This is a genomic window from Mesorhizobium sp. M0496, assembly GCF_040321205.1.
Lineage (GTDB): Bacteria > Pseudomonadota > Alphaproteobacteria > Rhizobiales > Rhizobiaceae > Mesorhizobium.
The window spans coordinates 32,353-46,239 of record NZ_JAMYRC010000047.1; the positions used below are offsets into that span (position 1 = coordinate 32,353).

General features: G+C 64.1%; 16 protein-coding genes. 6 read left to right on the forward strand and 10 right to left on the reverse strand.

Annotated elements, in window-relative coordinates; all coding sequences use genetic code 11:
- Positions 1–43: 43 nt before the first annotated feature.
- Positions 44–1,756, reverse strand: a complete 1,713-nt coding sequence (ureC, locus tag NKI73_RS28320) for an urease subunit alpha (protein ID WP_128289909.1) — start codon at positions 1,754–1,756, stop codon at positions 44–46.
- Between the two features lie 212 nt (positions 1,757–1,968).
- Here ureC and NKI73_RS28325 point away from each other — a divergent pair, with 212 nt between their 5' ends.
- Together NKI73_RS28325 and NKI73_RS28330 are read left to right on the forward strand one after the other, a co-directional pair.
- Positions 1,969–2,352: a hypothetical protein gene (locus tag NKI73_RS28325; protein WP_352634632.1), complete on the forward strand. Its 384-nt coding sequence runs from the start codon at positions 1,969–1,971 to the stop codon at positions 2,350–2,352.
- Between the two features lie 129 nt (positions 2,353–2,481).
- On the forward strand, positions 2,482–2,967 hold the full coding sequence (locus NKI73_RS28330; protein WP_352634634.1) for a hypothetical protein: 486 nt from the start codon (positions 2,482–2,484) through the stop codon (positions 2,965–2,967).
- A gap of 20 nt (positions 2,968–2,987) precedes the next feature.
- Here NKI73_RS28330 and NKI73_RS28335 read toward each other — a convergent pair whose 3' ends face one another.
- Genes NKI73_RS28335 through NKI73_RS28355 form a run of 5 tightly spaced genes read right to left on the reverse strand, consistent with a single transcriptional unit; the run spans position 2,988 to position 5,350 of the window.
- Positions 2,988–3,293, reverse strand: coding sequence for an urease subunit beta (locus NKI73_RS28335; protein WP_352634636.1), 306 nt, complete (start codon positions 3,291–3,293; stop codon positions 2,988–2,990).
- A 2-nt stretch (positions 3,294–3,295) separates the two neighbouring features.
- On the reverse strand, positions 3,296–3,889 hold the full coding sequence (locus NKI73_RS28340) for a HupE/UreJ family protein (protein WP_352634638.1): 594 nt from the start codon (positions 3,887–3,889) through the stop codon (positions 3,296–3,298).
- Between the two features lie 31 nt (positions 3,890–3,920).
- The gene (locus NKI73_RS28345; RefSeq protein ID WP_352634641.1) at positions 3,921–4,175 is read right to left on the reverse strand and encodes a DUF1272 domain-containing protein; all 255 of its coding nucleotides are present in this window, start codon (positions 4,173–4,175) and stop codon (positions 3,921–3,923) included.
- 10 nt (positions 4,176–4,185) lie between these two features.
- On the reverse strand, positions 4,186–4,488 hold the full coding sequence (locus NKI73_RS28350) for an urease subunit gamma (protein ID WP_023760238.1): 303 nt from the start codon (positions 4,486–4,488) through the stop codon (positions 4,186–4,188).
- A gap of 28 nt (positions 4,489–4,516) precedes the next feature.
- The gene (locus tag NKI73_RS28355; protein ID WP_352634643.1) at positions 4,517–5,350 is read right to left on the reverse strand and encodes an urease accessory protein UreD; all 834 of its coding nucleotides are present in this window, start codon (positions 5,348–5,350) and stop codon (positions 4,517–4,519) included.
- A gap of 214 nt (positions 5,351–5,564) precedes the next feature.
- Here NKI73_RS28355 and NKI73_RS28360 point away from each other — a divergent pair, with 214 nt between their 5' ends.
- The 3 genes from NKI73_RS28360 (at position 5,565) to NKI73_RS28370 (ending at position 7,906) form a co-directional block, all read left to right on the forward strand.
- The gene (locus tag NKI73_RS28360) at positions 5,565–5,819 is read left to right on the forward strand and encodes an acyl carrier protein (RefSeq protein WP_013528393.1); all 255 of its coding nucleotides are present in this window, start codon (positions 5,565–5,567) and stop codon (positions 5,817–5,819) included.
- A 5-nt stretch (positions 5,820–5,824) separates the two neighbouring features.
- A complete protein-coding gene (locus tag NKI73_RS28365; protein ID WP_352634645.1) occupies positions 5,825–7,033 on the forward strand; it encodes a beta-ketoacyl-[acyl-carrier-protein] synthase family protein in 1,209 nt (402 codons plus the stop codon).
- Positions 7,034–7,201: 168 nt separating this feature from the next.
- Positions 7,202–7,906: a glutathione S-transferase family protein gene (locus NKI73_RS28370; protein ID WP_352634647.1), complete on the forward strand. Its 705-nt coding sequence runs from the start codon at positions 7,202–7,204 to the stop codon at positions 7,904–7,906.
- Between the two features lie 25 nt (positions 7,907–7,931).
- Here NKI73_RS28370 and NKI73_RS28375 read toward each other — a convergent pair whose 3' ends face one another.
- The 4 genes from NKI73_RS28375 to NKI73_RS28390 form a co-directional block, all read right to left on the reverse strand.
- Complete coding sequence (locus tag NKI73_RS28375) at positions 7,932–8,279, reverse strand: hypothetical protein (RefSeq protein ID WP_352634649.1); 348 nt, start codon at positions 8,277–8,279, stop codon at positions 7,932–7,934.
- 85 nt (positions 8,280–8,364) lie between these two features.
- Positions 8,365–8,985 carry a nucleoside/nucleotide kinase family protein gene (locus NKI73_RS28380; RefSeq protein WP_352634651.1) on the reverse strand — a complete coding sequence of 207 codons (621 nt, stop codon included), beginning with the start codon at positions 8,983–8,985 and terminating at the stop codon, positions 8,365–8,367.
- 112 nt (positions 8,986–9,097) lie between these two features.
- Entirely contained in the window at positions 9,098–10,198 is a 1,101-nt protein-coding gene (locus tag NKI73_RS28385) for a hypothetical protein (protein ID WP_352634653.1), read from the reverse strand.
- 313 nt (positions 10,199–10,511) lie between these two features.
- Positions 10,512–12,326, reverse strand: a complete 1,815-nt coding sequence (locus NKI73_RS28390; protein WP_352634655.1) for a methyl-accepting chemotaxis protein — start codon at positions 12,324–12,326, stop codon at positions 10,512–10,514.
- Between the two features lie 430 nt (positions 12,327–12,756).
- Between NKI73_RS28390 and NKI73_RS28395 the strand changes: the two genes are divergently transcribed.
- Positions 12,757–13,647: a D-alanyl-D-alanine carboxypeptidase family protein gene (locus NKI73_RS28395; RefSeq protein WP_352634657.1), complete on the forward strand. Its 891-nt coding sequence runs from the start codon at positions 12,757–12,759 to the stop codon at positions 13,645–13,647.
- The last annotated feature ends 240 nt before the right edge of the window (positions 13,648–13,887 follow it).

The window sequence follows — 13,887 nt, forward strand, 5'->3', positions numbered from 1 at the left end:
CGCGTTCAAACGGCTTCGTGCGATGCCGCATTAGGGATGAAGTTCAAAACAGAAAATACCTCTGCGCCATCGGCAGCACGGTCGCCGGCTCGCAGGTCAGCAGCTCGCCGTCGGCGCGCACTTCGTAGGTTTCCGGGTCGACCTCGACATGCGGCGTAGCGTCGTTGAGCACCATCGAATGCTTGCCGATGCCGCCGCGGGTGTTCTCGACGGCGACGAACTGCTTGTCCACGCCCAGCCTGCCGTGCAGGCCGGATTCGAGCGCTGCCTTCGAAACGAAGGTCACCGACGAATTGGTCCTGGCCTTGCCATAGGCGCCGAACATCGGCCGGTAGTGCATCGGCTGCGGCGTCGGGATCGAGGCGTTCGGGTCGCCCATCGGGGCGGCGGCGATCATGCCGCCGATCAGCACCATATCCGGTTTGACGCCGAAGAAGGCCGGGTTCCACAGCACCAGGTCGGCGCGCTTTCCAACCGCGATCGAGCCGATATCCTTCGACAGCCCATGCGCGATGGCCGGATTGATCGTGTATTTGGCGATATAGCGGCGGACGCGGAAATTGTCGTTGTTGCCGGTTTCCTGCGGCAGCGACCCGCGTTGCCGCTTCATCTTGTCGGCGGTCTGCCAGGTGCGGATCGCCACTTCGCCGACACGGCCCATGGCCTGGCTGTCGGAAGAGATGATCGAAAAGGCGCCGATGTCGTGCAGGATGTCCTCCGCCGCGATGGTCTCCTTGCGGATGCGGCTTTCGGCAAAGGCGATGTCTTCGGGGATCGACGGCGACAGATGATGGCAAACCATCAGCATGTCGAGATGCTCGGCCAGCGTGTTGACCGTGTAGGGCCGCGTCGGATTGGTCGAGGACGGGATGACGTTGGGCAAGCCGCAGACCTTGATGATGTCGGGCGCATGGCCGCCGCCGGCACCCTCGGTGTGGAAGGCGTGGATGGTCCGGCCCTTGATAGCCGCCACCGTGTTCTCGACGAAGCCGGATTCGTTCAGAGTGTCGGTGTGGATCATCACCTGCACATCGTAATCGTCGGCGACCGAGAGGCAGCAGTCGATGGCCGCCGGGGTCGTGCCCCAGTCCTCGTGCAGCTTCAGCGAGCAGGCGCCGCCCAGCACCATTTCCTCGAGCGCGGCGGGCAGGGACGCATTGCCCTTGCCCGACAGGCCGATGTTCATCGGGAAGGCATCGAAGGACTGGATCATGCGCGCCATGTGCCAGGGCCCCGGCGTGCAGGTGGTCGCCAGCGTGCCATGCGCTGGGCCGGTGCCGCCGCCAAGCATGGTGGTGATGCCGCTCATCAGCGCTTCCTCGATCTGCTGCGGGCAGATGAAATGGATATGCGCGTCGAAGCCGCCCGCGGTCAGGATCTTGCCTTCGCCGGCGATGATCTCGGTGCCGGGACCGATGATGATGGTGACGCCATCTTGAGTATCGGGATTGCCGGCTTTGCCGATCGCAGCGATGCGCCCATCTCGCAGACCGATATCGGCCTTGAAGATTCCGGCGCTGGCGTCGACCACCAGCGCGTTGGTGATCACGGTGTCGACTGCGCCCTGGGCTCGGGAAACCTGGCTCTGGCCCATGCCGTCGCGGATCACCTTGCCGCCGCCGAATTTTACCTCTTCGCCATGGATGGTGAGATCCTTCTCGACCTCGATGAACAGTTCCGTGTCGGCAAGCCGCACTTTGTCGCCGACCGTCGGGCCGTACATCTGCGCATAGGCGGCGCGGGTAATTCTGGCCATCAGCGATTGCTCCCGAAGTGCGGTTTGGCGAAATGTGGTTTGGCGAAATGCGGTTTGCCGAAATGCGGTTTGATTGAAGCCCGGCTGCACATTGTCGCCATCCAATGGTCACGTAATGACCCGCTCGGCGACACTTTCTGATCCCATTTGGCGTTTGAGGTTAGGGGGCCACCCCAAAACGACCGTTTGCCAATCGATGGAAAGGAAAATCCATGCGCAAAACGATAGTTCTTGCCGCTGCCGCTACCCTGATGCTGGCGGGCGCCGCCCGTGCCCAGCAGCAACCCGCGCAACAGCCCGCTCCGGCGCCGACCACGCCCGCTCCGGCCACACCCCAGGCGCAGCCTGCCGTACCGACGATCCAGAGCGTCAACATCGTCGACATCACGGAGCTGCCAAAGGACACCCAGACGCAGGTCAACCAGGTGATCGCCCAGCGTGGCGATGACGGCTTGAAGAAACTGCGCAGCTCGATCGACGCCACGCCCAAGGTCAAGTCCGCGCTGGAGGCCAAAGGGCTCAGCTCGGCGCAGGTCGTCGCCGCCAGCATGGAACCCAACGGCGCGCTGACCCTGATCACCAAGAAGGCGAGCTGACCAGGCAGCGCGGCGGGCCGGCATCCGGCCCGCCGGCCGCATTGGGAAGGGAACCTTCGCCGGGCGGGATTCGTTTTGTCGTTCTCGCGCTAAACCGCGTCCCGAAACGAGTTCTCTCAGGAGCGAGCGATGGCGATCACTCCCTTTTCCGCCCAAAGATGGCTGCAGGCAGTCGCCGCCACGGCGTTCCTCGCGGCCACCGGTCCCGTTGCCGGACAAGGTGTCGAAAGCACGGAGACCGTCAACCGCATCATCGGTTCGCAGGTCAAGCAGGAAGAGGCCAAGGCCACCGCTGAGGCCGGCAACGTCAACACTGCGATCGACCGGACGCGTGAAAACATCGGCATGGTGCGCAAGACATCCAAGCTCGACAAGGTCGATATCGTATTCCTGACCGACGCCGCGCGCACCGAAGGCGGCCCGCCGGCAGTAATCGAAAGCAAGATCAAGCAGCATCAGGACGATATTGCGGAATTGCGCAAGGAGATCGAGGCCAACGCGCTCTTGTTCAACGCCATCGAGTCGCGGCGCGTGCTTGTGCAGGATGTCCTCGCCGTCGAATTCGACGATCCCGGAAAGGTCGTCATCTACGCCGCGGCCAAGCCGTCGAACTGAGCCGAGCGCGCTGGGAAATCTCACAGCTTGCCCATCACCTTCTGCTGAAATCCGTAGACCTCGCGCTTGCCGCCGAGCGGCACCAGTGTCACGTCGCGCTCCTGTCCCGGCTCGAAGCGCATGGCCGTGCCGGCGGCGATGTCGAGGCGCATGCCTCTAGCAAGCTCGCGGTCGAACTTCAGCCCCTCATTGGTCTCGAAGAAGTGATAGTGGCTGCCGACCTGGATCGGCCGGTCGCCGCTGTTGGCCACTTTCAAGGTGACGGTCGGCAGACCCTTGTTCAGGTCTATGTCACCGCCCGCCGTGATGATTTCGCCCGGGATCATCTTCACAGCACACCGAAGACGAGGCCGGCACCGATCGCCGCGCAAGCGGCACCGGCAGCGCGGGCCAAGCCACGGAACCGGATGCCGAGACCGAGCCCGGCGGCGATGCCGGTGGCATGGAGAGCCGCGGTGGCGACGGCAAAGCCGGCCATGTATTCAAGCCCTCCGGCATTCTCCGGCACCTCGGTGCCATGGGCGTGGCCGTGGAACAGCGCGAACAGGCCGATGATCGCGACGCCGGCCGAGACCGGCAGGTCGACCGCCAGCGCCACCAGCAGCCCGAGCACCACGACCGATGCCAGGATGCCCGGTTCGACGAAGGGCAGCGGCATGTGCAGCATGCCGAGCGCGCCGCCGGCCAGCATGACGCCGACAAAGGCCGCCGGCCAGGCAAGAACCGCCTTGCCGCCCTTGAGCGCTGCCCACAGTCCGACCGCGATCATCACGGTCATATGATCGACACCGGAGAGCGGGTGCATGAAGCCGGCCATGAAGGAGGAGGTCGTGCCGATGCCGACATGGGCATAGGCCGGCATGGCAGCGGCTAGAAGCAGAATTGCGGAAAGCGAAGCGCGTTTCATCGGAGCGGGGATCATCGAAATGCCTTCTGGTTAAGGGTCGTTGTGTTCATGCCGCCTTACGGGGACCGCAGCCTTCGGCCTTGAGCACCCGCCTGGTCGACGCCGGATATTTCTTCAGCATCGCCACTGGCCGGATCGGCCGCGCCGAAAAATTGCCGCCGCAATTGGGGCAGGTGCCGCCCAGCACATGCTCCACGCAGTCGGCGCAAAAGGTGCACTCGAAGGTGCAGATCAACGCATCTGTTGCCTCCGGCGGCAAGTCCTTGTCACAGCATTCGCAGTTGGGGCGCAGCTCAAGCATCTTCTCCTCCTCACCGTATCGGTTCGTGCACGGTCACCAGCTTTGTGCCGTCGGGAAATGTCGCCTCGACCTGCACGTCGTGGATCATCTCGGCGATGCCTTCCATGACTTGCGCGCGGGTGACGACATGGGCGCCGGCCTCCATCAGGTCGGCGACCGGGCGGCCGTCACGGGCGCCCTCGACGACGAAGTCGGTGATCAGCGCGATCGCTTCCGGATGGTTGAGCTTGACCCCGCGTTCGAGCCGCTTGCGCGCCACGATCGCCGCCATGGCGATCAGCAGCTTGTCCTTTTCCCTCGGCGTCAGGTTCATGCGTTTTCCCAGGCTGGTAGCGACAGGCCTACAGTGACCATAATTTGGGCAACCCCGCCCTTCCGTTGAGCAATTCGACGAGTGGAACCAGCCGCTGGCGCAGCCGGTAGCCATCCCCGGCGTAGAGCCTCGCAAGAAGCTTGCCAGATTTCTTGACGCTCCAGGCGCTGGCGCTGCCCTGGTCGCCGACGATCTCCAGAACCGGGTCGAGCAAGGCTTCGGCCCGCGGCGACACCAAAAGCAGCGTCGCCATCGCGATCGCGCCGCCTGCAACCGCCGGCCGATCGAGCGTGGCGGCGATATCGGGTCCGATGCGGAAATCCTCCGCGTGAATGAGGAAACCATCCTGGCGGATGCGCCAACGGTCGTGGAAATGGCCCTGCGCGGCGCGTTCGCCCATCGCCAGGCGGCCGAAGACGGCGGCTTCCAGCACCAGCGCCTCGGCGCCGGCGGCAAGCTCGACGTCGAGCGTGCGGGCAAAGGCCGCCCGGTCGAAGACGATGGTTTCCTGCGGCAGCCAGGCGATGCGGCCGTTTTCACCAACCGACAATTTGACCCGCACTTCGGCACGGTCGGATGCCGCCCGGTAGATCTTCTCGCAGGCCTGGGTCGTGATCGACACAGAGGCGGCCGCGCCGACATCCACGTCCCAGGCGATACGGTCGCCGCCCGTCATCCCGCCGGCGGTGTTGATCAGCACCGCTTCGAGCGGATCGGCCGAGACAGCCGGCATCCTTATCTTGGCGGCACCGTCCTGATAGAGGCGCCGCAGGCGCGTGCGACCGTCACCGAGAGCGCAGGAAAGCCGCGCCACGCCCGCAACGCGCTGCGTCGAAATCTCGCCATGTTCAGCCGTATCCATGCCAGCACGTTAAGCACTCCGGCGGCTTTGTCGATATGGAGTTCGATATAGCTTGTTGCTTGACAACGTTTCGGTTTCTATAGAGGGAACCACCTTGGTACGGTCACGCAGCGCTTGGCGGGGGTATAAAACGACGACGGCGGCTTGATACCAGGAGAAAAGGGGCGCTGCGCAGTTGGCGTCGGGAAACGCGACATAGTGGGGAAGAAACCGAATGGCCGACCAGCTGGCAACGGATATCATCGCGAAGATCAAGGCTCATGCCGAGCCGGGTGGCGAGGAAATCACCACCACCACCGAATTGACCTCGCTTGGTATCCATTCGCTCGAGCTGACGGAGATCATCTTCGATCTTGAGGAAGAGTATGGCATCGAGATCGAGATGAACACGGTCGACGCCTGGAGCAATCTGAAGAATGTCGGCGATATGGTCGAAGCTGTCCGCGCGCTGATCGCGAAAAAAGCCTGACCTGAATGCGGCAGCGCGTCGTTATCACCGGCATGGGCGGCATTTGCGGGCTCGGCACCAGCGTACCTGCGATCTGGAACGAGATGCGCGCCGGCCGCTCGGCCATCGGCCAGATTACAAGTCCGCAGTTGCATGACCTGAAGGTCAAGGTCGGTTGCGAAATCAAAACGCTTCCCGATCACGGCATCGACCGCAAGCAGACCGTGTCGATGGACCGCTTCAGCCTGCTGGCAACCATTGCGGCGCGGGAAGCCATGCAGCAATCCGGCCTGGTTTCGAATGAGGCCACCACCTATCGGATGGGCACCGTCGTCGGTGTCGGCGTCTGCGGCTGGGAAGCCATCGAGGAGAACTATCGAGCCATCCTGATCGAGGGCAAGAACCGCGCCGGCATCTTCACCGTGCCGAAGGTGATGCCCAGCGCGGCATCCGGCCATGTCAGCATGAATCTCGGCCTGCGGGGGCCGGTCTTCGGTGTCACCTCGGCCTGCTCGTCGTCCAACCATGCCATCGCCTCGGCCGTCGACCAGATCAGGCTCGGCCGCGCCGACGTGATGGTTGCCGGCGGCACCGATGCGCCGCTGGTCTGGGGTATCCTGAAGGGCTGGGAAGCGCTGCGGGTGCTGGCACCGGACACCTGCCGGCCATTCTCGGCCGACCGCCAAGGCCTGTCGCTTGGCGAAGGCGCCGGCATGGCGGTGCTGGAAAGCTACGAACACGCCATGGCGCGCGGCGCCACCATCCTTGCCGAGATTGCCGGCGCCGGCCTTTCCGCCGACGCGTCCGACATTGTCGCACCGACCATCGAAGGGCCGACGGCCGCCATGCGCGCCTGCCTGGCCGACGCCGGGTTCAATCCCGAGGATGTCGACTATCTCAATGCCCACGGCACCGGCACCAAGGCCAACGACCAGATCGAGACGGCGGCGATCAAGCGCGTCTTCGGCGACCATGCCTACAAGCTTTCGATGTCGTCGACCAAGTCGATGCATGCCCATTGCCTCGGCGCATCGGGCGCGCTCGAGATGATCGCGTGCGTGATGGCGATCCGCGAAGGCATCGTGCCGCCGACGGCCAATTTTCGCGAGGCCGATCCCGATTGCGACCTCGACGTCACGCCGAATGTGGCGCGTGAGCGCAAGGTGCGCGCCGCGATCAGCAACGGCTTCGCGTTCGGCGGCACCAATGCGGTGCTGGCTTTCAAGGCCGTCTGATCCCCGGGGGTGCGCCAGGCGGTCGGTTCCGTTGACTGTCCGTGCACGGCGAAACGTTCACCGCCATATTGATCGTGCCGTATTGATCGTGCCATGTCGCGCGTCTAATTCTTGGCCGCCCCCGCCAAAACCGCGCCGCTCGGCGCGAATCCCCATCAGGAGTTTTCCATGGCCGACCTGTCCGCCTTTCCGATCGCAACGCGCTGGCCGGCCAAACATCCGGACCAGATCCAGCTCTATTCGGCGACAACGCCGAACGGCGTGAAGATATCGATCGCCCTGGAAGAACTCGGCCTGCCCTACGAGCCGCATCTGGTCAACATAGGCAAGAATGAAAGCTGGACGCCGGAATTCCTGTCGCTCAATCCCAACGGCAAGATACCGGCGATCATCGATCCGAACGGTCCGGACGGCAAGCCGATAGGCCTGTTCGAATCCGGCGCCATCCTGCTCTACCTCGCCGAAAAGACCGGCCTGCTCATGCCCGTGGACGCGGCGCGCCGCTACGAGACCATCCAATGGGTGTTCTTCCAGATGGCCTCGGTCGGGCCGATGTTCGGCCAGGTCGGCTTTTTTCACAAATTTGCCGGCCGTGAGATCGCGGACAAGCGCCCGCTGGAGCGCTATCGGGATGAATCGCGGCGGCTGCTCGGCGTGCTCGACGGCAGGCTGAAGGGCCGCAAGTGGATCATGAGCAATGACTACACCATCGCCGACATTTCGCTGCTCGGCTGGGTGCGCAACCTGATCGGCTTCTACGAAGCGCGCGACCTCGTCGGCTTCGACGATTTCGCCAATGTTGCGGCATGGCTGGAACGCGGTCTTGCGCGACCGGCAGTGCAGAAGGGCCTGACCATCCCGGCCAGAGCCTGACGCAAACCAGCGACCTTAGAGAAGGCTACTTTGCCTTCGCCTTGGCTTTCGAGCCGCCCTTGCCCACCATGGATGCTGCAAGCGATGCAGTGCCCCTGGCGGCGATGACGACGGCGCCCGCAGCCACATTGGCCGCAGCCTTGACCGTGCGCATTGCGCTGCCCGAAATAGAACCGTCAGCGCCTGCCGGTTTCTTGGGCTTTGCGGTTTTCGGCGCGGCTTTCGCAGCGGCCGGCACCACTTTTTTCGGCGCCGCCTTGCCGAAGGTCGGCTTGGTGTCCTTTGAACGCGCCGCGACCGCCGGGCCGGCGCCTGCCTTGGATTGGGTTGCCTTGCCCTTGGAGGGCGCGGGCTTTCTTGCCTTCTGTGCCATCGGACGGACTCCCTCTTTGGCAGAATTGCCTTATCGGCGATAACGGCCTGAAAGTCTTAAGGTTCCCCTTGCGCAATCCGTAGAATCAAGCGGGTTCGCCGATCACCAGATCGGCGGCCCGGCGGCGGGCAATAACCCGGTCGATATTGGGCATGTCGTTGGAAGCGATCCAGGCGCGCGCATCCTCGTCGGAGCGGCCATGCTCGTGCCAGCGCTCCAGCAAGCGGCGCTCGAGTTCATTGCGCGGCACGTCGACGAAGATCGTGAAATCGAACAGCGGCGCCAGCCGCGACCACGGCTCCTCGTCGAGCAGCAGGTAATTGCCTTCGACCAGGATGAATTTGGTCTCGGTGGCAACGATCGAGGCCGCGGCGCGCGACAGTTCCATGCTGCGGTCGAAGACCGGGATGGCGATGTCGGGCTCGCCGGCCCGGATACGCTTCAGCAGAGCCTCAAAACCGGCAAAGTCAAAGGTTTCCGGCGCGCCCTTGCGCGCGCGCAGGCCGCGCCGCTCGAGCACGGCGTCGTCATAGTGGAAGCCGTCCATCGGCACCACTTCCGCCGCACCTTCGGGCAGCAGATCATGCAGCCTCGCCGACAGCGTCGACTTGCCGGCGCCCGGCGGACCGGCAATGGCGACGATAAAGCGGTTTGCCTTGCCGGCGCGCTTGAAGATGGTAGCGGCGAGATGGGCGATTTCGGACATTGGAGCCTCTCTTGCAGGAGCTTCATATCCACCATGTTCCGCATGATGATTTCGGCCACATCTTGGCGGCAGTTCGTGGAAATTTCAAACTCCGCGGCAGCGCAATCCCGCCTCAGGCGGCCGGAGGCTGCCCAATACGCAGGAAATCGCTGTCGAACGGAACCTCCCGCGTCGCACCGCCCGCTGCCAGCCGCATTCGGCCATCCGCTGTCGTGACCTCCTGTGGCGGCTCGCCGCCGGACAGGGGCATCGCGCCGATGACATGGCGGAAGGAAACGCTTTGGCCTTCGCCCAGCGCAAAGGCTGTCGCTACCCCTTCGCGCTTCAGCCAGTTGTCGCCGATCGAGGCGGCATGGCCGACGGCGGCGCGGCCGTCCTCTATGCCGAGCACGCCCAGGTGGCGGCCGCTCCAGGGCGCGTAGTCGCGCCCGCCATTGCTGAGCCACAACATGGTGATCGGCAGCTCGGCCGGGTTCTTCAGCACCAGCACCAGGTCCTCTTCGGCCTGTCGCGCAAGCGCGGTCCAGCCCGGCCCGCCATGATCGGCCTCGACCAGCGTGATGAAATCCTCGCGGCGGTCTTCCATACGGTATTGCGTGAGGTCGAGCGTGCCGCCGCCGGCGGCGGGGAAATGGCTGAGATCGGTGGAGCGCGCCGGATAGGCCAGCATGAAGCGGCCGCGCGCGGGATCCGGCTCCAGCGGATCGTCCAGCGTCGCGGCAAACCGCTTGGGCGAAAAGGCCAGCCTGCCGCCGCCCGTCATCGCCGTCATCGGGTGATGCGCGACCGAGATCGCGCCATGGCCGCCGGAAAACACATGTTCCTGGTAGAGGAAGGGATGGCCGTCGCGCAGCGTCAGGATTTTTTCGACCGTTGCGCCCATCACCTTGTGCCGCAAGCGGTAGACCGCGCGCCAGCCATCATCCGTCGGGGCACTCTCGGTGACATCCCAGGCGCTGTTGGCCGGCCAGCCATGCAGCGGCGCCTCCTCGACATCGCTGCGCGAAAACGGCGCGCAGAGAAAATCGCCGGAGAGGCGAACGGTGCCTTCCGGAAGGTCTTTCGGCAGCGTCTCGTCCGCATCGACCCAGGGTGCGCGGTGCAACGGCTTCAGCTGCCGCCCGCCGCCCTCGACGACCATGTCGGCGATGTGGCCGACCGTGAGGTCGAGCGAAACCGAAATACCCCTGGCCTTGATGGTGCTGACAGTCATTGCGCTCTCACCGATTCTGAAGGCGCAAACAGAACCCCTTCGGCGCCGGTTGCGCAAGGATGATGTCGGGCATTTCGCATATGGATTCTTGCGAAGAGGACCCCCACCCTAACCCTCCCCACAAGGGGGAGGGAACGCTGCCGCGTGCCTTTATTTCTTCTTTGGCGCCGAAAAGACAGGCGATTTCGCCTAGGTCAGCGGCAACGGAAGTCTCCCTCCCCCTTGTGGGGAGGGGTTAGGGATGGGGTCCGTGCCCGGCAGACGCCTCAAGAATTCCATATGCGATAGCCCTCCCCACAAGGGGGAGGGTGAGCTACTGCCGCTTGTACTCCCGCACCGGCGACTTGGTGTCGTCGGTGTAGGTGACCTGCACCGACATCGATTTCACGCTGTCGGCGACCTTGAAATAGCCCTTGGCGTCGTAGGGGATGGCGTAAGGGTCTTTCTTGTCGCAAGGCGGTATCTCGAGCGACTTGTCGAGCGCGGCACCGTTCAGGCTGTAACGCACCTCCTTGATGGCGCAGCGGTAGGACAGCATCTGGGTGAAATAGACCAGGCCGTGGTTGCCGCCGGAGTCGAAGGCGATCCACGACGTCCAGAACTGGTCGAGGATCTGCTTGTTGCCTTGCTGGAGTGCTGTCTCAGGATCGAAACGGATGTCGAACGGGCCGGTTTCGCGGCCCCTGATGTCGAGATATTTGATCGCGATAATCCCGGCCACGGTGCTGTCGGGCATCTCGAAGCTCGGATTGGCCATCGGCTTGCCGGTGGTCTGGTCGTTCATCGCCAGAAAACCGGTGTCGGTGAACGGACCGCTGTCGCCCATGCGCCAGGAGATGGCGGTCGCCGGCTCCGGCAGCGAGATGGTCATCGACCAGCCCTGGTTGGAACGCATCGGCGTCAGAGACGGCACGAAGCGGGCGGGGTCGAGCACGTCGCCAAGGGCGGCCAGCCGGCTGCGGCTGCGGTCCAGCCAGTCGGCCAACTGCGTCTGGTCGACGAAATATTTGAGCAGCGCGCCATCCTTTTCATAGGATACGAACTTGGTCAGCGCCTTGGCCTCGTTGCGCTTGTCGGCCAGCGTCTGGGCGCCGAGGCGGTCCTCCGAAAACTCCTGCGCCAACAGGAAATAGGCCGGCGCGAAATCCGCATTGGCGGCGAGGAAGGCGTTGAGCTTGTCGAGGCGCTGGGCGTCGTCGAACTGCTGGATATGCACCAGCTTGATCGACAGCGCCTTGCCCTTGTCGGCAAGCGCGCCGAACACTTCGCGGGCGCCGGCCTTGCCGTCCTGCACCCCGAGCAGCGTGGCAAAGCGCGTATAGGGGTCGATGGCGTCGACATCGAGGCCGGCAAAGGCGAGGTAGGAGCGCCGCGCATTGAGCATGTCGCCGGAAAGCTCGTAGACGCGGGCATTGTGGTAGAACTCGTCGGGCCGCTTCGGTTCGGCGATCGCTCCGCCCTGCGCGGCAAGCGCGGCAAAACCCTTGGCGATGGTGTCGATCGAGGCGGCGATCTGCTGCGTCGTCGCCTGCAGCTTTTCGGTCTGGGCCTGCTGCTGCGCCTGGCCGGTGACCAGCGTCTCGGTCTGCTTCTTCACCTCTTCGGTGGTCTTTTGCACTTCCGCCGTCTGCTGCGTCTGCTGCTGCTGGGCGTTAGCGATTTCATCGGTTTTTTTCGCCACCGTGTCGGTCGACTGCTTGACCGCTTCCACCGTCTTCTGCGTTTCGGTAACGGTCTGCTCGATCTTGGCCACCTTGGCCGAGACGATACCCATCGACTGCTGCAGCCCGGCGATGGCCGGCACCAGGCTGGCGATCACCCCGTTCTGTGCGTTGGTCTGCTGTTGCAGGCCATAGACGCCGCCGGCGACGGCCGCAGCACTGGTGGCGAAGATCAAGGCCGGCAGCGCCTTGGCCGCCAGCACCAGCTTGAGCACGATGGCAATGGCAATGATCACCGCCGCGACCGAGGCGGCCAGCGCGATGTAGGCGGCGAAAGGCGCCAGCGGGTTGAGGATGTCGGACGCGGCACCCCCGATAAAGGCGACGCTGCCGGCCCATTTGCCGGTACGGCTGAGCGATGCCTTGATAAGCGAAGGTGCTACGCCCCCGGCCCCGATGTCAGTCATGCCAAGCCCCCAAGCCGCCAGATACCATGCCCCTTCCCACAGGAAACGTGGCTTTGGCAAGGAAAGACACGGGAAACGGGCGATTTCGGGGCGGATGGCAAGCCTGGGTCCACGCCCTTGGCAAGCCTGGGTTCCTCGCCCCGCCAAGGGCGGGGAGAGGTGGCTCGGCGAAGCCGAGACGGAGAGGGGAATAGCGCCGGCCGCGCCAGATAAATCCGAGATCTTTCGGTTGTAGTGATAGCGCCCTACGAATTCCCCCTCTCCGGCCGCTTTGCGGCCACCTCTCCCCCGCTCCGCGGGGGCGAGGAACCAAGTCCTGCCAGGGCCTCGACAATCCTGGGACTGTCAGTCATTAACCAAATGGACGCAGCTGACGCGTTACGTTAGCTTCGCCTTATCTCAGCAACAGCTTGACCGAACAGACTTGCCCTTGTCCCACCTGTATTCCCTTCCGCTCATCCAGAGAGTTTTTGCGATCCTTGGCCTGTTGCTGCTGCTTGCCGGCTGCACGACCGTGACGCCGCCGGACGCCGTATTGGCGGTGCCGGCGCCGCCGCAGAAATATGCCGCGATCGTCATCGATGCCCGGACCGGCAAGCAGCTGTTCGAAGTCAGCTCGACGGCGCAGCGCTATCCGGCCTCGCTGACCAAGATGATGACGCTCTATCTGCTGTTCGAGGCGCTGGACTCCGGCCGCCTCACCAAGCAAACGCAGATCCCGGTTTCGGATCATGCCGCCTCGCAGCCGCCGACCAAGATGCGCTTCCGGCGCGGCGAGAGCATCGACGTCGATTCGGCGATCCGCGCTATCGTCGTCAAATCGGCCAACGACGTGGCGGTGGCGGTCGGCGAATATCTCGGCGGCTCGGAGGATCAGTTCGCCGCCATGATGACATCCAAGGCGCGCCAGCTCGGCATGACCAGCACCTCGTTCCGCAACGCATCCGGCCTGCCCGACGATGGCCAGATGACGACCGCGCGCGACATGGCTGTGCTCGGCATGGCGCTGCATCAGCGCTTTCCCCAGCAGTTCCACTATTTCTCCGAAAGCGACTTCATGTTCCGCGGCAGGCTGGTGCGCGGCCACAACGACATGCTCGGCCGCGTGCGCGGCGTCGACGGCATCAAGACCGGCTACATCAGGGCGTCGGGCTTCAACATCGTCACCTCCTACAACGCCGACGGCCGCAACCTGATCGTCGTGGTGATGGGCGCCGACAGCGCCCGCCAGCGCAACGACCACGTCGAAGCGCTGATCCAGCGGAGTTTGTCGCCGACCATGGACGGCACCAAGACCAGGCTGATGTTCGCCGAGCAGTGAGGAATGGTCCGCGCAGCGGACAAAAAGCCAATTGCCTGGCTTTTTGAACGACGAACGGTGAAGCCACGGTCCGCCTTCGGGCGGATATCGTGTGCTACCGACACGATAGGAATTTTTTCTTGACTCGGTGCCCTCAGCTATGGTACATATTCGCCCATGGTGCTGAGTCGCGCCAGTGACCCGCCGCAAGGCGGGTTTTTTGTTGCCCGCCGTCGTGCAGAACCTTTGCGGGAAGCTGGC

What these genes read in the sequence shown, in the direction of transcription:
- NKI73_RS28345 (WP_352634641.1), bottom strand. Translation starts at nt 4,175, where the DNA reads ATGCTTGAGCTGCGCCCCAACTGCGAATGCTGTGACAAGGACTTGCCG.
- NKI73_RS28325 (WP_352634632.1), top strand. Translation starts at nt 1,969, where the DNA reads ATGCGCAAAACGATAGTTCTTGCCGCTGCCGCTACCCTGATGCTGGCG.
- NKI73_RS28350 (WP_023760238.1), bottom strand. Translation starts at nt 4,488, where the DNA reads ATGAACCTGACGCCGAGGGAAAAGGACAAGCTGCTGATCGCCATGGCG.
- NKI73_RS28385 (WP_352634653.1), bottom strand. Translation starts at nt 10,198, where the DNA reads ATGACTGTCAGCACCATCAAGGCCAGGGGTATTTCGGTTTCGCTCGAC.
- NKI73_RS28340 (WP_352634638.1), bottom strand. Translation starts at nt 3,889, where the DNA reads ATGATCCCCGCTCCGATGAAACGCGCTTCGCTTTCCGCAATTCTGCTT.
- NKI73_RS28335 (WP_352634636.1), bottom strand. Translation starts at nt 3,293, where the DNA reads ATGATCCCGGGCGAAATCATCACGGCGGGCGGTGACATAGACCTGAAC.
- NKI73_RS28355 (WP_352634643.1), bottom strand. Translation starts at nt 5,350, where the DNA reads ATGGATACGGCTGAACATGGCGAGATTTCGACGCAGCGCGTTGCGGGC.
- NKI73_RS28370 (WP_352634647.1), top strand. Translation starts at nt 7,202, where the DNA reads ATGGCCGACCTGTCCGCCTTTCCGATCGCAACGCGCTGGCCGGCCAAA.
- NKI73_RS28360 (WP_013528393.1), top strand. Translation starts at nt 5,565, where the DNA reads ATGGCCGACCAGCTGGCAACGGATATCATCGCGAAGATCAAGGCTCAT.
- NKI73_RS28380 (WP_352634651.1), bottom strand. Translation starts at nt 8,985, where the DNA reads ATGTCCGAAATCGCCCATCTCGCCGCTACCATCTTCAAGCGCGCCGGC.
- ureC (WP_128289909.1), bottom strand. Translation starts at nt 1,756, where the DNA reads ATGGCCAGAATTACCCGCGCCGCCTATGCGCAGATGTACGGCCCGACG.
- NKI73_RS28375 (WP_352634649.1), bottom strand. Translation starts at nt 8,279, where the DNA reads ATGGCACAGAAGGCAAGAAAGCCCGCGCCCTCCAAGGGCAAGGCAACC.
- NKI73_RS28390 (WP_352634655.1), bottom strand. Translation starts at nt 12,326, where the DNA reads ATGACTGACATCGGGGCCGGGGGCGTAGCACCTTCGCTTATCAAGGCA.
- NKI73_RS28365 (WP_352634645.1), top strand. Translation starts at nt 5,825, where the DNA reads ATGCGGCAGCGCGTCGTTATCACCGGCATGGGCGGCATTTGCGGGCTC.
- NKI73_RS28330 (WP_352634634.1), top strand. Translation starts at nt 2,482, where the DNA reads ATGGCGATCACTCCCTTTTCCGCCCAAAGATGGCTGCAGGCAGTCGCC.